20 protein-coding genes and 1 pseudogene are annotated in these 20,676 nt (G+C 72.9%); 7 read left to right on the top strand and 14 right to left on the bottom strand.

Translation table 11 applies throughout. The features are described 5' to 3' along the window. Window positions 1-4: 4 nt before the first annotated feature. From HNP84_RS43240 to HNP84_RS43205, 9 genes are all read right to left on the bottom strand, one after another. Window positions 5-850, bottom strand: coding sequence for a DUF6807 domain-containing protein (locus HNP84_RS43240; RefSeq protein WP_185055906.1), 846 nt, complete (start codon window positions 848-850; stop codon window positions 5-7). Beyond that, entirely contained in the window at window positions 847-1,914 is a 1,068-nt protein-coding gene (locus tag HNP84_RS43235; RefSeq protein WP_281396463.1) for a Gfo/Idh/MocA family protein, read from the bottom strand. The genes HNP84_RS43240 and HNP84_RS43235 overlap by 4 nt, the downstream gene beginning before the upstream one ends. Beyond that, window positions 1,911-3,197 carry an ABC transporter substrate-binding protein gene (locus HNP84_RS43230; RefSeq protein WP_185055905.1) on the bottom strand — a complete coding sequence of 429 codons (1,287 nt, stop codon included), beginning with the start codon at window positions 3,195-3,197 and terminating at the stop codon, window positions 1,911-1,913. The genes HNP84_RS43235 and HNP84_RS43230 overlap by 4 nt, the downstream gene beginning before the upstream one ends. 57 nt (window positions 3,198-3,254) lie before the next feature. Then, window positions 3,255-3,389 carry a hypothetical protein gene (locus HNP84_RS55630; protein WP_281396462.1) on the bottom strand — a complete coding sequence of 45 codons (135 nt, stop codon included), beginning with the start codon at window positions 3,387-3,389 and terminating at the stop codon, window positions 3,255-3,257. Window positions 3,390-3,682: 293 nt separating this feature from the next. After that, window positions 3,683-4,333 (bottom strand): response regulator transcription factor, encoded by a 651-nt coding sequence (locus tag HNP84_RS43225; protein WP_185055904.1) that lies wholly within the window; start codon window positions 4,331-4,333, stop codon window positions 3,683-3,685. Between the two features lie 107 nt (window positions 4,334-4,440). Continuing rightward, the gene (locus HNP84_RS43220) at window positions 4,441-5,418 is read right to left on the bottom strand and encodes a hypothetical protein (RefSeq protein ID WP_185055903.1); all 978 of its coding nucleotides are present in this window, start codon (window positions 5,416-5,418) and stop codon (window positions 4,441-4,443) included. A gap of 154 nt (window positions 5,419-5,572) precedes the next feature. Further along, window positions 5,573-6,370, bottom strand: coding sequence for a GntR family transcriptional regulator (locus HNP84_RS43215; RefSeq protein ID WP_185055902.1), 798 nt, complete (start codon window positions 6,368-6,370; stop codon window positions 5,573-5,575). 29 nt (window positions 6,371-6,399) lie between these two features. Beyond that, window positions 6,400-7,881 carry a purine-cytosine permease family protein gene (locus tag HNP84_RS43210; RefSeq protein WP_185055901.1) on the bottom strand — a complete coding sequence of 494 codons (1,482 nt, stop codon included), beginning with the start codon at window positions 7,879-7,881 and terminating at the stop codon, window positions 6,400-6,402. Window positions 7,882-8,028: 147 nt separating this feature from the next. Next, window positions 8,029-8,403: a hypothetical protein gene (locus HNP84_RS43205; protein ID WP_185055900.1), complete on the bottom strand. Its 375-nt coding sequence runs from the start codon at window positions 8,401-8,403 to the stop codon at window positions 8,029-8,031. A 254-nt stretch (window positions 8,404-8,657) separates the two neighbouring features. On the opposite strand from HNP84_RS43205, the gene HNP84_RS43200 reads away from it, so the two are divergent. The 5 genes from HNP84_RS43200 to HNP84_RS43180 all read left to right on the top strand — a co-directional run bounded on the left by HNP84_RS43200 (window position 8,658) and on the right by HNP84_RS43180 (window position 12,505). Continuing rightward, window positions 8,658-9,308: a ClpP family protease gene (locus HNP84_RS43200; protein ID WP_185055899.1), complete on the top strand. Its 651-nt coding sequence runs from the start codon at window positions 8,658-8,660 to the stop codon at window positions 9,306-9,308. A 23-nt stretch (window positions 9,309-9,331) separates the two neighbouring features. Next, window positions 9,332-9,964: an ATP-dependent Clp protease proteolytic subunit gene (locus tag HNP84_RS43195; RefSeq protein WP_185055898.1), complete on the top strand. Its 633-nt coding sequence runs from the start codon at window positions 9,332-9,334 to the stop codon at window positions 9,962-9,964. 1,316 nt (window positions 9,965-11,280) lie between these two features. Continuing rightward, on the top strand, window positions 11,281-11,667 hold the full coding sequence (locus HNP84_RS43190; RefSeq protein WP_312926985.1) for a YkvA family protein: 387 nt from the start codon (window positions 11,281-11,283) through the stop codon (window positions 11,665-11,667). A 54-nt stretch (window positions 11,668-11,721) separates the two neighbouring features. Continuing rightward, on the top strand, window positions 11,722-12,105 hold the full coding sequence (locus HNP84_RS43185; protein WP_312926983.1) for an STAS domain-containing protein: 384 nt from the start codon (window positions 11,722-11,724) through the stop codon (window positions 12,103-12,105). A 7-nt stretch (window positions 12,106-12,112) separates the two neighbouring features. After that, on the top strand, window positions 12,113-12,505 hold the full coding sequence (locus HNP84_RS43180; protein ID WP_185055897.1) for an ATP-binding protein: 393 nt from the start codon (window positions 12,113-12,115) through the stop codon (window positions 12,503-12,505). 4 nt (window positions 12,506-12,509) lie between these two features. Here HNP84_RS43180 and HNP84_RS43175 read toward each other — a convergent pair whose 3' ends face one another. Then, complete coding sequence (locus HNP84_RS43175; RefSeq protein ID WP_185055896.1) at window positions 12,510-13,706, bottom strand: glycosyltransferase; 1,197 nt, start codon at window positions 13,704-13,706, stop codon at window positions 12,510-12,512. Beyond that, entirely contained in the window at window positions 13,703-14,716 is a 1,014-nt protein-coding gene (locus HNP84_RS43170; protein WP_185055999.1) for a glucosyl-3-phosphoglycerate synthase, read from the bottom strand. Before HNP84_RS43170 ends, HNP84_RS43175 begins: the two co-directional genes overlap by 4 nt. Before the next feature lie 134 nt (window positions 14,717-14,850). Between HNP84_RS43170 and HNP84_RS56530 the strand changes: the two genes are divergently transcribed. Further along, complete coding sequence (locus tag HNP84_RS56530) at window positions 14,851-15,813, top strand: Gfo/Idh/MocA family protein (RefSeq protein WP_221337485.1); 963 nt, start codon at window positions 14,851-14,853, stop codon at window positions 15,811-15,813. Between the two features lie 4 nt (window positions 15,814-15,817). After that, window positions 15,818-16,942, top strand: a complete 1,125-nt coding sequence (locus tag HNP84_RS43160; RefSeq protein WP_185055895.1) for a zinc-dependent alcohol dehydrogenase — start codon at window positions 15,818-15,820, stop codon at window positions 16,940-16,942. 9 nt (window positions 16,943-16,951) lie between these two features. Here the strand turns inward: HNP84_RS43160 and HNP84_RS56955 are convergent. From HNP84_RS56955 to HNP84_RS43145, 3 genes and pseudogenes are all read right to left on the bottom strand, one after another. Next, window positions 16,952-18,076 (bottom strand): annotated as a pseudogene (locus HNP84_RS56955) (MGH1-like glycoside hydrolase domain-containing protein); the annotation flags it as partial. A 77-nt stretch (window positions 18,077-18,153) separates the two neighbouring features. Continuing rightward, window positions 18,154-18,939 carry a sugar phosphate isomerase/epimerase family protein gene (locus HNP84_RS43150; protein WP_185055894.1) on the bottom strand — a complete coding sequence of 262 codons (786 nt, stop codon included), beginning with the start codon at window positions 18,937-18,939 and terminating at the stop codon, window positions 18,154-18,156. Further along, the gene (locus HNP84_RS43145; RefSeq protein ID WP_185055893.1) at window positions 18,936-20,009 is read right to left on the bottom strand and encodes a zinc-dependent alcohol dehydrogenase; all 1,074 of its coding nucleotides are present in this window, start codon (window positions 20,007-20,009) and stop codon (window positions 18,936-18,938) included. The genes HNP84_RS43150 and HNP84_RS43145 overlap by 4 nt, the downstream gene beginning before the upstream one ends. Window positions 20,010-20,676: the final 667 nt, after the last annotated feature.

Genomic DNA, 20,676 nt, shown 5'->3' with positions numbered 1-20,676 from the left:
CCGGCTACGGGGTGGGGGCGAGGTCCGCGGCCAGCGACTCCAGCCGGCCGCGGTCCAGGGCCCCGTCGGCGACGACCAGGGCGTAGCGGAGGTCCATGACGCCGCCCGGGGGCAGGCGCACGTCCTCCGAGAACGCGATCGAGGGGTTGACCGCGGGGAACGGCTCGGTGCGCACGAACCAGGTCTGGCCGGGCCCGGCGAGGAACAGCAGCGTGGAGTGCCGGTCCACCTCGTCGTGCTGCCCGACGTAGGCGAGCCAGGACGCGGTGCGGCCCATCATCTCCGGCCCGCCCTGGCCGTCGGAGGCGAGCACCGTGCCGCCGGTGAAGTCGCGCGGCCCGCGCCAGAACAGGCCGCTGTAGCCGGCGGCGGGACGGCCGTGGGAGGTGGGGCTGCCGAACAGAAGGTCCTCGCCCCGCACGTTGCGCAGCGTGGTGGCGAAGCCCAGCCGCCACCACCCCTCGCCCTCGGCGACCTCGATGGTACGGGTCTCGTCCACCCAGTGCTCGCCGTCCTGGGTCCACCAGGTGAGCCGCTCGACGCCCGGGGCCAGCCACTCCTCATGCCGCATGGACCCGTTGTTGGGCAGGTCCACGTAGCCCTGGCCGTGCACGTAGCTGCCGCCGCCCCAGAAGTTCTGCCCCGACAGGTGCGAGACGGTCATCTGCAGGCCCTTGTGCCAGCGGTGGTCGTGCGGCCGGTAGCCGGTGACGAGGTCGCCGCTCAGGGTGCGCAGCGGGTGGAAGTACGGCTTGGGCGACTCTCGCTGCGGCATGTCGGGGCGGTAGACGTACCGCAGCACCTCGACCCCGCCGATCTCGTGGACCAGCTCGGCGCCGGTGTCCTTCACAGGCTCAGTCCTCCGTTCATTCTGGGGTAGAAGGGGTGGTCCGGGGTGAGTTCGGCGCGGCGCACGGGGGCGCCGGTGAGCGCGGCGGCGTACAGGCCGGCCACCAGTTCCAGGGTGGCGCGCGCGTCGGCCCCGCCGACGGGCGGGCGCACGCCCTTCTCGTACGCGTCCAGCACCGCGCCGAGCTGGGCGGCGTGCGAGCTGGGCACGTCCTCGCCGGGGGACCACAGCGGCGAGGTGGAGGACCAGTCGGCGTTGCGGTAGCCGTACAGGTGGCGCAGTTCGACGGTCGCCTCGGCGAAGTCGAAGCGCAGGTAGCTCTCCTCGCGCGGCGAGAGCAGGCTGTTGACCACGCTCGCCATCGCCCCGTTCTCGAAGCGGACCAGGGCCATGGACACGTCCTCGGCCTCGGTGTCGCGGTCCAGGCGGCCGGCCATGGCGCGCACCTCCCGCCACTCCCCCAGGACCGAGAGCATCAGGTCCATCTGGTGGATGCCGTGGCCCATGGCCGGGCCGCCGCCCTCGGTGTCCCAGCGCCCGCGCCAGGGCACCGCGAAGTACTCCGGCGCGCGGAACCAGGTGGTGGAGCACACCGCGACCAGGGGACGCCCGAGCGCGCCGCACGCGGCCAGGTCGCGCAGGTGCCGCGCCCCGGAGCCGAAGCGGTGCTGGAACACCACCGCGCAGTACGGCCCCCCGTCGCCCTCCGCCGCCGAGATCGCGTCGAACTCCGCCAGCGACAGGCACAGCGGCTTCTCGCACCACACCCACGCGCCCGCCTCCAGGCAGGCCACGACCTGCTGGGCGTGCAGGAACGGGGGCGTGCACACGTGCACGATGTCCGGGCGCTCGGCCGCCAGCATCTCCTCCAAGGAGGTGTAGCCGGCGGGCACCCCGTGGCCGGCGCAGAACTCCCTGACCCTGGCCGGGTCGGTGTCCACCGCGGCCACGACCTCGGCGCGGTGGGCCTGCGCGGCGAGCGCGGGCATGTGCGAGTGCGCCGCTATCGCGCCCGCGCCGACGATCGCCACCCTGGCCCTGCGCCCGCTCCGCTCGCCGCTCAACTGGTGATCTCCGACCCGAGCTCCTTGAGGAACCGCTCGGCGGCCTGTGCCGGGGGCAGCCGCTCGAACAGCACCTCCTGGGTGTAGCGCTGCAGGATCTTCTGCGCGCCGCCTCCGCCCGGCGGCGGGGGCGCGGGCACCGGGCCCAGCTCGTCGCGGATGTCCTCGATGAAGGTCTGGGCCGCCTTCTCCTCGGCGGGCAGCTTGCCGCCGATCGCGGCCCGTACGGTGGTGTTGGGCTGCACCCCGCGGTCGGACAGGATGATGTCGCCCGCCTGGGTGGTGTTGGCGAGGAAGTCGACGAACTTCGCCGCCTCCTCGGGGTGCTCGGTGCGCGAGGAGATCGACCAGTACATCGACGCCTTGTAGTACGAGCCGTTCTCGGCGGCCTTGCCGGTGACGCTGGGCAGCCGCAGCAGCGTGAGCTTCTCGCCACTGGCCTTGCTCAGCGCGGCGAGCTGGTTGCTCCACCACCAGCCCATGGCGACCTTGTTGGTGCCCACCAGCGACTGGTCGAGCGGGGCGATCATGTCCTGGGCGGTGACGTCGGCCGGGGGCAGCCCTTTGTCCTTCTGCATGTTCAGCAGGTTCTGGTACCAGGAGGCGACCGTGGCGGCGGTCACGCCGAGCTTGCCGTCGGCGGTGTAGAGCGACTCGCCGTGCTGGCGGGCCCACACCGAAAGGGCCGTTTCCTCGTTCCCGTACGCCTGCGAGCCGTACACGCCGGAGGACTTCTCGGTGATCTCCTTGGCGATGCGGGCGTAGTCCTCCCAGGTCCAGGTCTCGTCGTCGGGTAACTCGACCTCGGCGGCCTCGAACAGCGCCGGGTTGGCCACGATCGCGTAGGCGTTGATGCCGGCCGACAGGCCGTACAGGCCGCCGTCCACCTCGCCGGCCCGGAGGGAGGCCGGCTCGATCTCGTTCGTGCGCAGCGCCTTCTGCTGCCTCAGGTCCAGCAGCGCCCCGCGGTCGGCGTACTCGCGCAGGTAGCGCTCGTCCATCTGGATCACGTCGGGGGCGTCGTTCGCGGCGACGGTGGTGGCCAGCTTGTCCCAGTAGCCGTTCCACTCGCCGTACTCGCCCTTGACGGTGATGTTCGGGTTGGCCGCCTCGAACGCCTGGATCGCCTTCTGCGTCACCTGGTGCCGGACGTCGGAGCCCCACCAGGTGAAGCGCAGCTCGATCTTGCCACCGCCGGAGTCACCGCCCGAACCGCCGCAGGCCGCGGTGGCGGCGACGAGGGCGCCGGCCACCGCGAGCCGGGCCAAGGTTCCTGACCGCATCGGTGCACGTCCTTTCCACGGGGGTTGCTGCTTTCCGCCGGTCGTCGCCGATGGCGCTCATGCGACGGTCACCCCCAGGGGCGCCGTGGCGGCCTCGGCGATCTGACTGCGCGCCCGCAGCGGCGCCACCGCACCGGCGAACGCGGGGCCCGTGACGGCGATGAAGGTGCGGCGACTCAACGGGTCCGGCACAGTCTCTCCTCGGGGGGTCGGAAAAACCGGGTAGGGCGATCGCCTTGGAAAGCGCTTGCCTGAGCCGCAAAGCTAGTTCACGGCACCGAAACGTACAAGAGGGCACATCTTCCAACAGGGAGGTCGTTGACTTCCCGCGACCCCCTGCCGGGACCGATCGCGGCACCGGGCCGGGGACGTGCCGCGCCGCCGCTCGGCGCGGGTCCGCTCGATGCCGTCCCTGAGCAGCGGCCGGTCGGCGAGCGGGAGCGGGGCCGCTTACCGGGCCACTTACCGGGCCGCCCGCCGGCCGCTCAACGGATGCGGTACCCCGCTCCGGGCACGGTCAGCACCACGGGCGGGTCGCCGAGCTTGCGGCGCAGCTTCATCACCGTCACCCGTACGACGTTGGTGAACGGGTCGATGTGCTCGTCCCAGACGCGCTCCAGCAGCTCCTCGGCCGAGACCACCTCGCCTCCGGCGCGCATCAGCTCGGCGAGCACCGCGAACTCCCGGTTGCCCAGCAGCACCGGCCGGTCGTCCCGGTACACCTCGCGGTGGTCCGGGTCGAGCCTGATCCCCGCCCGGCTCAGCACCGACGGCGCCGTCGGCCTGGCCCGGCGGGCCAGCGCGTGCACCCGGGCGGACAGCTCCAGCATCGAGAACGGCTTGGGGAGGTAGTCGTCGGCCGGCACCCCGGCCACCCGGTCGCGCACCCGCCCGGCCGCGATGAGCATGAGCACCCGGGCCCCGGCCCTCGCCTCCGCGATCGAACGGCACACCTCGTCGCCGTGCACCACGGGGACGTCCCGGTCCAGCACCACGACGTCGTACTCGTTGACGCCCAGGCGCTCCTGCGCGGCCCCGCCGTCGTACACCACGTCCACGGCGAACGCCTCCCGGCGCAGCCACTCCGCGATCCCGTCCGCGATGACCTTCTCGTCCTCGATCACCAGAACACGCACCCTGTAGCCCTTCCCTGACGGCGGGCGTCGCCCCGCCGGTCCCCCATGGTCGCGGGGTGGAGGTGTCCTCGGCGTTAACGCCGGGAGCCGCCGCGGGCGGGCTGCGGCTAGGACTCGGCGTCCCTGCGGATGCGCATCCAGCGGCCCACGGCCACGGCGACGTCCCGGCTGATGTAGTGGTCCTCGCCCCGGCCGTCCAGGGCCCGGGTGAGCAGCCCGGCCAGCTTCTCGGCGTCCTGGGAGTCCTCCTCGTAGAAGGAGAACAGCACGAACCGCGCGTCCACCAGTGCCTGCACGGCCTCGGGGTGGTCCAGCGCGCCCAGGCCCATCCCGCGCAGGTACATCGCGTAGACGACCCAGTCGATCACCGGCGCTCCCCGGCCCGCCAGATGGCTCCAGTACGCCACCGCGTCCTCGGCCGCGGCCAGCATCTCGGGCGCGGTCTCCGGGCCGGGGTCCAGGCTCTCGGCGAGCGTGGTGGCCGCGTTCGCGAACAGGGCCATGTCCTCGGCGGACAGCCCGCCGGCGTGGGCCCGGTAGATCTCCAGGGCCTCGCGTACGCGCTCGTGGCCGCGCGCGTACTCGCCGATGGCGAGCATGGCGCCGCCGTACCGGCCGAGCAGCCCGGCCAGCCTCGGGGCCTCCTCCGGCGTCGTCAGGGCCGCGGCGCGGTAGCGGTCGAGCCGGTCGCAGCCCAGCGCCCGCACCTCGTCGTCCCGCCCGGCGGCGGCGAGCAGCCCGGCCAGCCACACCTGCGCGTCGGCCGCGTCGTAGGCGTCGGGGTCGTCGCCCGTGCGCACGACCCCGTCCAGCGCCGCGTGCGCCCGGCGGGCGTCCTCGGCGGCCCCGTCCAGGTCCGACAGCGAGAACCGGGCGAACACCCGCCGTACGAGCAGCCGGCCCAGCTCCCGCCGGTGCGCGTCCGCCCCCGCTTCCTCCGCGCCCGGCTCCTCCAGCAACCCGATCCCGAGATCGGCGGCCCGCCGCGCCCCTTCGTAGTCGCCGTCCTCCAGCAGCTCCGCGGCCCGCCCCGCGGCCTCACGCGCCGCCGCCAGCCGATCGCGCCCGAAGTGGATCACGTTCACCCAAGCCACGATATGACTGAAAAAGTAACAATGTCGGGATTTTCGGGAACCCTCCGGCCGCCATGCCGGAAAGAACCGGCGTGCGCCCCCGCACCACCACAAACCGCCCGAGGCAGCCAGGCTGCCGGTGGGGGCACCGCCGCCCCCGGGCCGCTCAGGGCTCCGGGGGGAGGCGGGTGTGCAGGTGGTAGCAGGACGGGTCGAGGAGGCGATCGACGTGCGCGGCGAAGCGGGCGTCCGGCGTGCGCAGGACGCGGCGGGAGCGCAGGAAGACCGTGCCGGGGGCGCGGCCCAGGACGGCGGCCTCCTGCGGGGTCAGCGGGGCCGCCGTGGTCCACTCCTCGCCGTGGTCGGGGTGCAGGCCCGCCTCGGCCAGGGCCTCGTGCAGGGGGACGGTCAGGCCGGTCGCGGGCAGCTCGCGTAGCGGGCCGGCGGCGGGGACGTGGGTACGTTCCAGGGCGACGGCGGCGCCACCGGAGAGCGTGGTCAGGCGGTCCACGACCACGAACTCGGCCGAGTCCGGCAGCTCCAGGGACTCGGCGAGCTGCGGGTCGGGCCGCAGGTCCAGCCGGACGACGGCGGTGGCGGCACGGAGGCCGGGGCGGGGCACCGGCCGGGACCAGGAGGGGCGCTCGGCCGGGGGACGGCCGTCGAAGACGACGTAGGAGCCCTTGCCGGTCCTGGTGGCGACCAGGCCGCGGGCGCTCAGCTCGGCCAGCGCCTGGCGTACGGTGTTGCGGCTCACGCCGTACTGGGCGGCGAGGGCGACCTCGCCCGGCAGGCGGGCGCCCCTGGGCAGGGCTCCGGAGCGGATCGCGCGCGAGAGCGCCTCCACCACGCCCTCGTGCTTCAGCCGCGGCGTCCGCGCCGCCCTCCGGCCGCCTTCGCCCTGCCCGGCCGTCCGCGCAGCCCCGCGGCCGCCCTCACCCTCTCCGGTCGTCCTCGCCGCCATCGGGCGCCGTCCCCCTGTGCCCCGCCGCCTCAGCGCTCCGGCACCGGCTCGCGTACGCCGGCCGCCTCCTGCGCCCGCACCGCGGCGCGCCCGGTGACCAGCGTGACGGCGAAGCACAGCACCAGCGCCACCGGCACCCCCAGGGCCGCCCCGGCCCACTCGCCCTGCCTGCCGCCGAGCCCCAGTGGGCCGAGCAGGTAGCCCTGCCAGGACAGCCAGCCGGCCGAGGTGTTGGTGACCAGGCCCCAGCCGATCGCGGTGGCCGCGGCCAGGAGCCCGACCGGGAACCAGCGGACGTCGCCGTAGCGGCCCGAGGGGCGGAACAGGTCGGCCTCGGCGTAGTCGCGGCGGCGCAGCGCGATGTCGGCCAGCATGATGCCGCACCAGGCGGCGATCGGCACGCCGAGCGTGATCAGGAAGCCCTGGAACGGGCCGAGGAAGCCGGTGGCGAAGAACACGACGTAGACCGTGCCGGCGATCATGATCAGGCCGTCGATCAGGGCGGCGGCGAACCGCGGCAGGCGTACGCCCGCCGCGAGCAGCGCCAGCCCCGAGGAGTAGATGTCCAGCACGGCCCCGCCCACCAGGCCGAGCACCGCCACGATCACGAACGGCACGAGGTACCAGGTCGGCAGCAGCGTGGCCAGCGCGCCGATCGGATCGCCGGAGATCGCCTCGCTCAGCTCCGGCGAGGAGCCGGCCAGCAGCAGCCCGGCCACGAGCAGCACCACCGGGGCCAGCGCGGAGCCGAAGGCCGTCCAGCCGACCACGCCCCGGCCGGACGCGGTGCGCGGCAGGTAGCGGGAGTAGTCTGCGGCGGCGTTCACCCAGCCCAGCCCGAACCCGGTCATCAGCAGCACCAGCGCGCCGGCGAGCTGCGGCGCCGAACCGGCGGGGATGGCGCTCACCGTCGCCCAGTCGATGCGATCGGCCACGAACGCGATGTACGCCACGGTCAGCACGGCGGTCACCACCGTGATCACCGCCTGCAGCCGCATGATCAGGTCGAAGCCCATCACACCGGCCACCACGATCAGCGCGGCCACGACCACCAGGGCGACGACCTTGGTGGCGGTGCCGCCGCCCCAGCCCAGCTCGGCGAAGACCGTGGCGGTGGCCAGCGTGGCCAGGACGGTCAGCACGGTCTCCCAGCCGACGGTCAGCATCCAGGAGATCACCGCGGGCAGGCGGTTGCCGCGCACGCCGAACGCGGCCCGGCTGAGCACCATCGTCGGGGCCGAGCCGCGCTTGCCCGCCAGGGCCACGAACCCGCACAGCAGGAAGGAGACCACCACGCCCAGCACCCCGGCCAGGGCCGCCTGCCAGAAGGAGATCCCGTAGCCGAGCGCGAAGGCGCCGTAGCCCAGGCCGAGCACCGAGACGTTGGCCGCGAACCAGGGCCAGAAGAGCTGCCGCGGCGTGCCCTTGCGCTCGGCGTCGGAGATGACGTTGATGCCGTTCGTCTCCACTCGCAGGACGCCGGGCCCGCCGTCACGCTGGTTCACGGCCATCGCATTACATCCCTTTGGTCCTGTTCATACCTGTATAGGCAATTTGACGGTACGCGCGGGGCCTTCCATGGTCAAGACGGCGCGGCGGCGCACGGGACGACGGCGCACGGGACGGCGCATAGGACGGCGTGCGGGACAGGGCGGGGCTCAGCGATACCGGAAGCCGTCGAGGAAGCGGCGGAACAGCCCGCCCACGCGCGGCAGCGGCTCGCCCGGCGGCGGCGCGACCGGGCGCTGCGTGGCGATCGGCCGGTCGTAGTCAGTGCGCGCGATGGCATCGACCACCTGCGCCTCGTCGAAATCCTCCGAGCCCTCGATCACCGGCACGAAGCCCACCAGCATGCCGTTGCGCATCACCTGGGCCTCCAGGCCGGCCGTGCCGTCGGTGTCCCACTCGGCCTCGCGCCCGTCGCCCAGCGCCACCCGCACCCCGAACTGATAGACGCCCACCCTCGCCAGGTGGGCGTCTATGCCGCGCTCGCGCAGCGCGTCCACGACCCTGCGGGCCCGATTCTCATCCACCCTTTCCACGGTAATCGCCCTCGGCCCGGAACGCGCGGATACCACGACCGCCGCCATTTCGCATTCGAATTCCCTTAGGGCTTAATACGCTTTAAGCAGAATAGGCCGTGAGCGAAATTTGCCGTCGGCGAAAACAGCGGCACCGGAATACGGGAAATGCTCTAGTGTCGAATTCGACCGATTTACGGGACGCGTCCCGCCGCCGCGTGGCGGCCCGCGTCCGGTGAGCCATCCGGCATGAGGGGACAGCGAACATGAGCAACCCGTGGCAGATTCCCGGCCCGGCCCGGCACCTGAGCGACGACGTGTCGCCGATCCGGGCCCGCGCCGTCCAGACGCCCCCTGCCAGCGTGAGCGAGCAGCTCTACGGCCGGCTGTTGCAGCAGCGCATCGTGTTCCTGGGCGAGGAGGTCGATGACCCCATCGCCAACCGGCTGTGCTCGGAGCTGCTGCTGCTGAGCGCAGAGGACGCAAAGCGCGACATCTGGCTCTACATCAATTCACCGGGCGGTTCGGTTTCCGCGGGAATGGCCCTCTACGACATGATGCAATACATTCCCAACGACGTCGCCACGGTCGCGATGGGATTCGCGGGCTCGATGGCCCAGATCCTGCTGACCGCGGGCGCGCCCGGAAAGCGGTACGCGCTGCCGCATTCCCGGATCATGATGCACCAGCCGTCCGGCGGCATCGGCGGCACGGCGTCCGACGTGGCGATCCAGGCCGAGCAGATGATCTACGCCAAGCAGACGCTCGCCGAGATCATCGCCCGCCACAGCGACAACCCCATCGACCAGATCCGCACCGACTTCGACCGCGACCGCTGGTTCACCGCCGAGGAGGCCAAGGACTACGGCCTCATCGACCAGGTGATCCCCAGCACCGCCCGGGTCGCGACCTCCTGACGCCCACGAAAGGATTTCAGGCGATGCCCTACCGGTCACCGCTGGCCCGCCACGTGCTGCCCTCCTTCGTCGAGCGCACGGCGTACGGCGTTAAGGAGACCACCCCCTACAACAAGCTGTTCGAGGACCGGATCATCTTCCTCGGCGTGCAGATCGACGACGCCTCGGCCAACGACGTCATGGCGCAACTGCTCACCCTGGAGTCGATGGACCCCGACCGCGACATCAGCATCTACATCAACTCCCCCGGCGGCTCGTTCACCTCGATGACCGCCATCTACGACACCATGCAGTTCATCAAGCCCGACGTCGCCACGGTCTGTTTGGGCCAGGCCGCCTCCGCCGCCGCCGTCCTGCTCCTGGGCGGTGCCCCCGGCAAGCGCGCGGCCCTCCCCCGCTCCCGCGTACTGCTCCACCAGCCCTGGACCGAGGGCGGCCGGGGCCAGGGCAGCGACCTGGAGATCCAGGCCCGCGAGATCATCCGCATGCGCGACCTCCAGGACCTCCTCATAGCCCGCCACACCGGCCAGTCCATCGACCGCGTCCGCAAGGACACCGAACGCGACAAGATCTTCACCGCCGAGGAGGCCAAGGCCTACGGCCTGATCGACGAGGTCTTCACCGACGAGAAACGCCGCCCCACCTCCACTACCTGACCACCCCAGCCCCCGGCCCACTGGACCGGGGGCGTCCGGGGCGGGGAGGAGGCGGGAGGGCGTCACGTGTGCGCGGGTTCCAGCACCCGGCCCATCCCGCCTGCCTGGGGCCGGCCCGGTAGGGACGGGCGGTGGGCGCAGCGATGCGATCAAGTCATGGCGGCCCCGGCCACACCACCCGGCAACCCGCTCATCCCCCTTCGTCGCCCAATGCCCTGCCCTGCCCGGCGGCGGGGACGCCCATGGCGCCGCGCCGAACCTGCCACGGCGTGCCTACGCGCGCTCCCGGCGACGGCCGTAGCGGGGCGCTCACCCCGATCCCTGCGGCCGGATCGGGGGTGTCCGGTTCGGAAGGAAGTAGGCGGAAGGGCGTCCAGGTTCCAGCACTCGCCATCCTGGATGCAGTGGGGCGAAGCGATGCGGTCAAGGGATGGCGGCGCGGCCGACCCCTGACAGCCCGCACCCCCCTTCATCCCGCACTCCCGCCCCGGCCGTCGGCGCGATGGCCGCCGGGCCCGAGCCCGTCGCGGCAGGTCTACGCGCCCGGGGCAACGCCCACGCCCTGGCCGCATCCGGCCGCACGCCTCCCCACCACGCGGCCTCCGCTCCGAGCATCCCGGTGCCCGCAGCCGATCTCACGTATGCCCGAGGCCGGGAGCAGGTGGCCGGGCAGCGCGGTTTCGCCGTCGCGGCGGGGAGTGTCCCGGCAACGGTGGATCTTCCACAAGGGATGGGGCTGGATGCCGGAGCCTGCGGAACGCGGCGCCCTCCCGCCGCCTCCTCCGGCACGGGGACACACCTCACACCCGCCGTCGCGGCACAGTGGGAATGCCGGGGCCTCAGGGTGGGAGCTGGAAACGGCAGAGACCGGCGCAGCGATGCGATCACAGGGACAACGGCCCCGGCCGCGCATCCTGGCAGCCTGCTCATTCCCCTTCGTCGCGCACCTGTCCGGCCTGGCCGCGGGATGCGGGAGTGTCCGGCAATGGTGGATTCTCCGCAAGGCGGGATGGGGGCGGGTGACGGAACCTGCGCGAACGCGACGCCCTCCCACAGCCCTCTCCCGAACACGGACACACCCCGGGATGCGACGCGGACAGCCCCGGGCCGAACCCGTTGGGCCCTTCTACGCGCGCCCCGGTGGTGAACGGCGGGGCGCTCATCCCGATCCCCGCCACTTATCGGGTGCACGTGCCTCCCTGCGCTTCCTTTTGCCGGGCGGGTGCGTCGGTCTCGCCTCTCGGGCGTGGGGGTGGGTGTTCGTCTTGGTTCGGCGGCAGTAGGTTGTGCGGGTGGGGTGGGAGATCTTGGCGGGTGTGGTGGGTGGGGTCCTTTTGGCGTGGGTGGTGATGGTGGGGGTGCTGGCGGTGGCGCGGCCGCGGGGGGCGTTGCTGCGGGAGGCCGTGCGGCTGTTGCCTGATCTGGTGCGGTTGTTGCGGCGGCTGGCGGCGGACCGCGGGTTGCCGCGGGGGGTGCGGGTGCGACTGGTGCTGCTGCTGGCCTATCTGGCCATGCCGTTCGACCTGGTGCCCGACTTCGTGCCGGTGCTGGGGCAGGCCGACGACGCGATCGTGGTGGCGCTGGTGTTGCGGAGTGTGGTGCGCAGGGCGGGGATCGAGGCGGTGCGGGGGCACTGGCCGGGGACCGAGGACGGGTTCCGGGCGCTTTGCCGTCTCGCGGGGCTGCGTGACTCGTTACAGTGAAGGGGCCCGCGACGGTGCGGCCCTTCGGGAGGTTCGCGTGGACAGGGTGGAGCGGTGACGGCCCCGGTGATCCTCGGGCTGCGGCCGCATCCTGCCGAGGGCGACGTGGAGGTGCTGACCGCGGCCGGGGAACTGGATCACAGCAACGCCGAGCGGCTGCGCGGCGACTTCCTGCGGCTGCTGGAGACGCATGCGCCACGGGCGCTGGTGCTGGACCTGTCGGGGCTGACGTTCTGCGATTCCAGCGGGGTGCGGGTGCTGCTGGCGATGCGCACCCGGGTTCAGGAGGCCGGCGGGGTGCTGGCGCTGGCCGGGCTGAACCGGCGGCTGGTCCGGATCTTCGAGACCACCGGGCTGATGCACGCGTTCCTGGTGCACGAGACGGCCGACGAGGCGGCGCGGGCCGTACGCTCCTCGTCCCGGCACCCCGGGCCGTGACGCCGAGATGATCGCGCGCAGGCCGGTCAGGATCCGGATCACCGACGATCTGGGCAGGTTGCGCGCGCACGTGCAGCGGTGCGCCGAGCGGGCCGGGCTGGCGCCCGAGCGGGTGGACGACCTGCTGATCGCGGCCAACGAGGCGGTGGTGAACGTGCTGGAGCACGGCGGCGGGCGCGGCACGCTCACGTGCTGGCACGACGGCGCGTACGTGACCGTGGACGTCACCGACGAGCAGGGCCGGCTCACCGCCGAGCACGCCCGGCGCGGGCGGCCGGCCACACCGGGGGCCAGGGGCTACGGGCTGTGGCTGATGGGCGTGCTCTGCGATGAGGTGGCGATCCAGCGGCTGGCCGGGCGCTCCCGCGTACGGCTGCGGATGCGGCTGCGCCCGGCCTGAGCCGTCAGCGGGCGCGGGCGGCGGCCACCGACGCCATGCCGCCGCCGGCGATGGAGCGCAGCGGGGGCTTGGCCCGGCGGCGGGCGCGGGTCAGCGTGCGTTCGTACAGGTCGAGGTAGCGCTGGGCCATGACGTGGGGGGAGAAGCGGGTCCTGGCCTCGCGGCGGCACTCCTCGGGGTCGATCTCGTCCACGCGGGCCAGCAGGCCAACCAGCTCCTCCTCGGTGTCGGCCAGCAGCCCCGTACGCCCGTGCTCGATGATCTCGGGGAGCACGCCGCGCCGCAGCCCCACCGGCGGGACGCCCAGCGCGAGCGCCTCCACGACGGCGGTGCCGCCGGGCTCGTCCCACTGGATGGGGAACAGCGCGGCGCGCGCCGAGGCGTACAGGCGGTCGCGCTCCTCGCCGCCGACCGCGCCGATCCACCGGATCAGGTCGCCGTCGAGGTACGGCGCGACGCGCTCGGCGTGGTAGCGGAGGTCGCCGTGCCCGTTGAGCGGGTGGCCCGGGTCGTCCAGGACCGCGTTCAGCTCCTCGGGGGTGTTCAGCCCGCACACGGGCCCCGCCATCACGAGCGGGAGCCCCAGGTCTCGGCAGACGCGGGCGGCGATGTGCTGCCCCTTCATCGGGCAGATGCGGCCCATCACGATCACGTGCTCGCCGCGCGGCACGTCGAGGGGCGGGGCGTCGGCCAGCGGCGTGGCCAGGTGCACCGCGCCGAGCGAGGCGGCGCGCAGCCGGGCGGGCGCCCGCGAGAGCTGGGAGTTCGACACGCCGTTGACGGAGATGTCGCGCGGGAAGGAGCCGTAGAAGTCCGGGTGCTTGCGCAGGTCCCAGTGCAGGGTGTGCAGCACGGGAGGGCCGCCGAGCGCGGAGAGCACGGCGGGGCCGACCACCTCCAGGTGGTCGTGCACCAGGTCGATGTCGTCGCGGCGGCGCAGCTCGGCGACCAGGGCGGCCTGGTGCGCGTGGGCGATGCCCATGACCTGGTTGTACGGCTCCTGCAAGTGGGGGAACTGGCCCTCGTCGTACACGCGCAGCACCTCGTCCACCTCGATGGTGCTCTGGCCCACCGTGGCCAGCACCACGCGTACCCCCATCCGCCGCAGCGGCGGGATCAGCGTGGCGACGACGTTCTCGATGCCGCCGTACCCCGTCGGCGGCACGGGCAGCCACGGCCCGGCGTTGATCAGCACCTTCATGCCACGTCCTCCTTGACCTCCGGCCCCCGTGCCACGGCCTCGCGCACCACCGACATCAGGGGCGGGCGCTCGGCGACGGCGACGTCGCTCACCGCGGTGCTCAGATCGGGGGCGAACTGCAGCAGGGCGGTCGCCGGAGGCTCGGAGGACACGAGACGGCCCTGCCGCTCCAGCCGTGACCAGGCGGTGAGGATGATCTGCCCGGACATCTTGCCCAGGGCGGCGATGGACTGAGAGCTGTGCTCGCGGCTGCCCAGGTCCACCTGCGCCATGGCGTCCAGGCCGACGCGTTCGAGCAGGTCCACGAGAAGGCCGAACTCCACGCCGTACTCGGTGACGAACGGGACGGCCTCCAGGACCCGCCGCCTGGCGGCGTACTCGCCGCCGAGCGGCTGGACGAACCCCGCCAGCTCCGGCCAGAACAGGTTGAGCAGCGGGCGCGCGACCAGTTCGGTCACGCGCCCGCCCGCGCCGCGCTGCACGACGCCCCCCGGCCCTTTCAGCGGCCGCTCGTAGGCGCCCTTGACGAACTGGACGCGCGGGTCGGTCAGCAGCGGGCCGAGCAGGCCGGAGATGAAGTGGGCGCCGAAGTTGCGCAGGTCTGCGTCCGCGAAGACGACCAGGTCGCCGGTGGAGGCGGCCAGGCCCTTCCACAGGGCCTCGCCCTTGCCGGACAGGGGTGGCAGGCCGGGCAGCACCGCGTCCTGGTGCACGACCCTGGCCCCCGCCGCGGCGGCCACGGCGGCGGTGGCGTCGGTGGAGCGGGAGTCCACCACCACGATCTCGTCAACCAGGGGCACGGCGTCCACCAGGTCGCGCCGGATGATGGAGACGATCTCGCCGACCGTCTCCTGTTCATCGCGGGCGGGCAGGACGACGCTCACCGTGACCGGCCCCTTGGCCAGCAGGAGCGCGTCGAGCGGCCAGTCGGCCGCGCTGGTGGTGTGCGGCCCGAACCATTCCCGTACGCGGTCCGGCACGGCCGGTCCCCGTCCCGAGTAGTTCTCCATGCGTCGCCCCGATCTCACTCGCACTCGTCGCATCACGGTCGGACAAAACTGCCCCAAACAGAGCGGTTGGAACATTAGTCGAGCAAATCCCACTTTCTTGTTTGCTCCGCCGCACCTGAGGCATATGCCGGTCTGTGAGTTCAGTCACCAGGATCGGAATCATCGGAGCCGGCAACGTGGCGGCCCGGCACGCCACCGTGCTGTCCGGGTTCCCGGATGTCGCCATCGCGGGAATCGCCGACACCGATCTGAGCAAGGCCAGGGAACTGGCCTCGCGCTTCGGTGCTCCGGCCTACGGCGACCACGGCGGCCTGCTGGAGGCGGGCGGGCTGGACGCGGTCTACGTGTGCGTTCCTCCCTTCGCGCACGGTACGCCGGAGCTGGATGCCTTATCCGCCGATCTACCCATATTTGTTGAAAAGCCGCTTGCGCTGGACATACTCACCGCGGAGAAAGTCGGCGGTGAGATCCGGAGGCGCGGGCTCCCCTCCGCCGTGGGCCACCACTGGCGCTACCTGGACACCCTCGACCGGGCCCGCGAGCTGCTCGACGGCCGTCCCGTACGCCTCGCGCTCGGGCACTGGCTGGACAAGGTGCCGCCGGTCCCCTGGTGGACGCGGCGCGAGATGTCGGGCGGGCAGGTGCTGGAGCAGGCCGTCCACGTGCTGGACCTGGCGCGGGTCCTGGTGGGCGAGGTGACCATGGTGCACGCGGTGCCGGGCGACGACGGCGCGCAGCCGGACGGCGAGGTGGACCGGGCCACGGCCGCGGTGATGCGCTTCGCCTCGGGCGCGGCCGGGCTGCTGGCCGCCACCTGCCTGCTCAACCGCAAGCACCGCGTCGGCCTGGAGGTGCACGCCGAGGGCGTGACGCTGGACCTGAACGAGACCGAGATGCTGGTGGACGGCGACACGATGGTGCGCGCGGAGTCCGACGCCAAGACCCTGGTGGACCGGGCCTTCGTGGACGCGGTGCGTGGCGACGGCGCGGGCGTGCGTGCGACGTACGAGGAGGCGCTGGCCACCCACCGGCTGGCGCACGCGGTGGCGCGCTCGGCCGCCGAGGGCGTACCGGTCACCCTGGAGACGGAGAGGTGAGCAGATGGACGTCGTCTCGACGCTGAGCATCGAGGCGCCCGGCCAGGTCACGCTGGTCGAGGAGAAGCTGCCCGACGTGCCCCGCGGCGGGTTCATGGTGCGCACCCGCTACAGCGGGATCTCGGCGGGAACCGAGCTGACCTACGTCAAGGGCACCAACCCCTACCTGACCTCCACCTGGGACCCCGCGCTGTGCCTGTTCCGGCGCGGCACGGCGTCGGTGGAGTATCCCGTACGCGGCATCGGCTACATGCAGGTGGGCACGGTGGTGGAGTCGCGCACGCGGGCCGTGGCGGAGGGCACGCCGGTCGCGATGGCGTACGGGCACCGCACCGGCTACGTCGCCGACCCGCTCGCCGACCGGTTCGTCCGACTGCCGGAGGACATCGACCCGCTGCTCGGCATCTACGTGGCCCACATGGGCCCCATCTGCGCCAACGGCCTGCTGCACGCGGCGGCCGACCTGCACGGGCCGTACGTGCGCGAGCTGGGCGACGGCGTGCACGGCCGCCGCGTCGCGGTCGTCGGTGCGGGGGTGGTCGGCCTGCTGACCGCCTCGTTCGCGCTCGCGCTGGGGGCCGCCGAGGTGGTGGTCGTGGACGAGACCCCGCAGCGGCTGCGGGTGGCCGAGGCCCTGGGCGCCGAGACGCTGCGCGAGGAGCCAGGCGGCACGGGCGAGGAGTCGGCGGTCGCGCTGAAGGAGCGCTGGCGGCACGGCCCCGGCGACCGCGGCGCGGACGTGGTGTTCCAGTGCCGCGGCCGGGCCCGCGCGCTGGCCCTGGCCCTGAAGCTGCTGCGGCCCCAGGGCACGGTGATCGACCTGGCGTTCTACCCCGACGGCGCCGACGAGGTGCGGCTCGGCGAGGAGTTCCACCACAACGGGCTGACCGTGCGCTGCGCGCAGATCGGCAGGGTGCCGCGGGGCCTTGGCCACGCGTGGGACAGGGAGCGCCTGTCCCACGAGACGGTCGGCCTGCTGCGGGAGCGCGGCCCGATGCTACGCGAGCACGTGGTCACCGATCTGGTCGGCTTCGAGGAGGCGCCCGCGCTGCTGACCGACCTCGCCGCCGGCCGCCGGCACGCCGTCCAGGCCGTACTCGGCGATGAGGTCCAGGACGAGCGCGGCTGACCAGGAGAAGTCGTGGCAGCCGTGGCCCTCGAAGGTGAGCGGGTCGAAGTACTCGCGGAAGCCGGCGCGGCCCACGACCCGGATCATGGTCTCGGCCATCCGCTCGGCGACCACCGGTCGGCGGTGCCGCAGGCCCTGCCAGACCATCCAGGCCAGGTTGATCCAGCTCGGGCCGCGCCAGTAGCGGGCGGAGTCGAACTCCGGCGCGCCGGGCGCGAAGCTGGGCAGCAGGCCCCGCTTCAGCTCGAAGCGCTCCAGCGCCGTGGCGATCAGCTCGTCGGCGAGCCGGGGCGGCAGGCCGGGCAGCATCAGCGGGGTGAGCCCGGCCCCGCTGGATGAGCGCAGCAGCTTGCCGGTCAGCTCGTCCTTGGCGTGGAACAGGCCGTCGTCGTACAGGTGCTCGGCCATCGCCCGCACCATGGCCGCGGCCTCGCGCCGGTGCGGCTCGGGGTCCAGGCCGCACACGATGGCGATCTTGGCCAGGGAGGTCTCGGCGGCGGCGTAGGCCGTGTTGAACAGCGGGTCGGCCACGGAGAACTCGCCGGCCCGGCGGTAGCCGGTGTCGCGGTAGGCGCGGGCGATCTCGACGTAGCACTCGTAGTCGCGCTGGGTGGGCCGTTCGTCGGCGTTGACGACGGCGGTGTCGCGGCGGACGGCGGCGGCCAGGGGCCCGGCGTTCACCGCGGCCAGCGGCTCGTCCCAGGCCGGGCTGTTGTCCATGCCCGACTCCCAGGGATGCAGGATCGACAGCAGCCCGTCGGGGTTGCGCCGGTTGGCGCGCAGGAACTCCTGCTGGGCGACCAGGCGCGGGTAGATCCGGCGCAGGAAGGCCGGGTCGGGGTCGGCGAGGTGCACCCGCCAGGCCGCGATGGCGTGCACGGGCGGCTGCACGATGCCGGACGTCACGGTGCCGGAGGGCGCGCTGACGTCCCAGAAGTCGGGCCCCGGGAAGTACGCCCCCATGGGCACCTCGGGGTTGAAGGCGATGTGCGGCACCCTGCCGTCGCGCCACTGGGCGCCGAACAGCGTCAGCAGCTCGCACCGGGCGCGGCGCGGCGCCCAGCGGGCGTTGCCGATCGCGATGAACGCGGAGTCCCAGCTCCACTGGTGCGGGTAGAGCCGCCTGGAGGGCACGGTGTGCCCGCCATCCCAGTTCGCGACCAGGACGCGGACCGCCGCGCGGGATATCCCGGCGGCGTCCTCCCCGGCGATCACCGGAACTTCCTGATGAACGCGGCGGTCTGCGGCAGCGCGATCTCGGGCTCGCCGCGCAGGCGGCACTCCAGAGCCAGGTAGCCGTCGTAGCCGATCGCGTCGAGGGTGGCCAGCTCGGCCGCCCAGTCGATGTGCCCGGTGCCGGGCTGGTTGCGGTTGGACTCGCTGATCTGCATGTGGGCGAGGTAGGGGGCGGCCTCGACCAGCGCGCGGCAGGGGTCGTCCTCCTCGATGTTCATGTGGTAGGTGTCGCCGACGACCCGGATGGAGTCCATCGAGCACAGCTCGACCGCCTGGGCCAGGGTGTTGACCATGTGGTTCTCGTAGCGGTTGAGCGGCTCCAGCATGATCAGCACGCCGTGGCGGGCGGCGTGCTCGCCCAGCTCGTTCAGCGCCTCGGCGAGCACCTCGCGGTCCTCCTCGGGGCTGCGCGGGGGCACGAACGGGGGCAGTCTGAGGGAGAACTGGCCCCAGGAGGCGGGGGTCATCACGCCGATGCCGCCCAGCTCGGCGATCACGGTGAGCTGGGAGCGGAGCTGCTGCACGGCGTCGCGGCGCTTGTCGGGGTCGAAGTCGCCGATGAAGTGGGGCATGTCCACGCAGACGGTCGGCATCACCACGCCGTCGGCGAGGGCCCGCTTGAGCTCGGTGAGGCGGCCCGCGAAGGCGAAGTCGCCCTTGCCGCGCAGCTCGATGGCGTCGAAGCCCGCGTCAACGGCGAACGCGAACTTCTCCTGCAGCGAGCGGCCGGGCAGCAACTGCTCCTGGACGGCCAGCTTCATTCCTGCTCCTCGGCTAGGTGGTGGAGGGATGGGAGATCCTGCGGTGGGGGAAAGCTGAAGACGAGCTGCAGCACGCCGCCGGGGTGCCGGTCCAGCAGCTCGTACGCCGCCGCGGCGTCCTGCACCGGCACGACGTGGCTGACCAGGGGCGCGGTGTCGATCTCGCCGCGCTGGACCAGCTCCATGAAGGTGCGCTGCAGACGCTCGACGTCCCAGCGGTGCGACAGCCACGAGGCGACGGCGCCGATCTGGGAGGAGACGAGCTGCACCTGGTTGTGGTGGAACTCCTCGCCGAGCCGCAGCCCGAGGCCCTCGCCCTGGTAGAACCCGGCGGCGACCACCCGGCCGCCCCGGCGCACGGTCCTGATGGCCTCGTTCAGGCCCTGGTGGGTGCCGCTCAGCTCGATCGCGATGTCGGCGCCCTCGATGCGCTTGCGCACGAACTCGGCGGCCGAGCCGGACAGCACGTCGAACACCTCGGCGGCGCCGTACTCGCGGGCGAGTTCGAGCCGGGCCGGGATGGCGTCGGCGGCGACCACGCGGGCGCCGCTGAGCACGGCGAGCCGGGTGGCGAGCAGCCCGATCACGCCCTGGCCGAAGATCGCGACCTGGTCGCCCAGGTGGACGTCGGCGGCGTGGACGGCGTTGAGCGCGATGGCGCCCACGCGGGCGAAGACCGCCGCCAGCGGGTCGGCGCCGGGCGGCAGGACGTGGCCGGCCACCCGCTCGGCGGGCAGCACGGCCTCGCCGCGGTGGCCCCACACGCCCCAGACGATGCTGCCCACGGCCGGGGCGGCGACGTCGGGCGCGGCCTCGACCACCTCGCCGACCTCCTGGTAGCCCCAGCCGGTAAGCGGATAGGAGTGCGTGCGCCCCTCGACGAACAGGCGCTTGTCCGGGTCCCAAAGCCGGTTGAGGTAGGGGTTGGTGCCCCGGTACGCGGTGAGCTCGGTGCCCGCCGACACGCCGGAGTAGAGCGTGCGCACCCGCACGCTGCCGGGGATGAGCTCGGCGGGGGGTTCGGAGCCGACGCTGACGACACCGGGCTCGTCAAATGTGATCGCGTGCATTCCTCAACACTTACGCTTATTGATCAAACAGAAGTAGGGGGATTACGTCGTGCTCCAAAACCATAGTCCGCCGTGGAGCACTCCTAAGTCTACGCCTTCCGCCAGTGGACTGTTGAAATCCACTCTAGTCCGCGTGTCACCTAAACGTTTCATTCGCCTAACCTCCGCGACATCTGTGCTTATGGCCCGCGCTCCGCACGGCCGGGCTGCGTTCACGGCCCGCGCTCCGCACGGCCGGCGCCACCGCGAACATGCGCCCGCTCCGACCACCACACGGGCACGACCCCACCCGCCAAGCGGGCCACGAAGGGAAGGCCCGGCACCCGGGATGTGGCGGCTTGAGCGCGGGTCGTGCCAGGAGAAGAAGCGCAGGAACCACGGTCGCGATGCCGCCACCGCGAACATGCGCCCGCTCCGACCACACACACGGGCACGACCCCACCCGCTAAGCGGGCCACAAAGGGAAGGCCCAGCACCCGGGATGCGGCGGCTTGAGCGCGGGTCGTGCCGGGAGAAGAAGCGCAGGGACCACGGTCGCGATGCCGCCACCGGCGCCCACTCCGACCACGCACACGGGCACGACCCCACCCGCTAAGCGGGCCACAAAGGGAAGGCCCAGCACCCGGGATGCGGCGGCTTGAGCGCGGGTCGTGCCGGGAGAAGACGC

Origin of the sequence: Thermocatellispora tengchongensis, from assembly GCF_014202315.1 — a bacterium.
Taxonomy (GTDB): Bacteria; Actinomycetota; Actinomycetes; order Streptosporangiales; family Streptosporangiaceae; genus Thermocatellispora; species Thermocatellispora tengchongensis.
The sequence above is the reverse complement of the archived record's forward strand: the minus strand, read 5'-3'. Positions and strand labels throughout refer to the sequence as shown.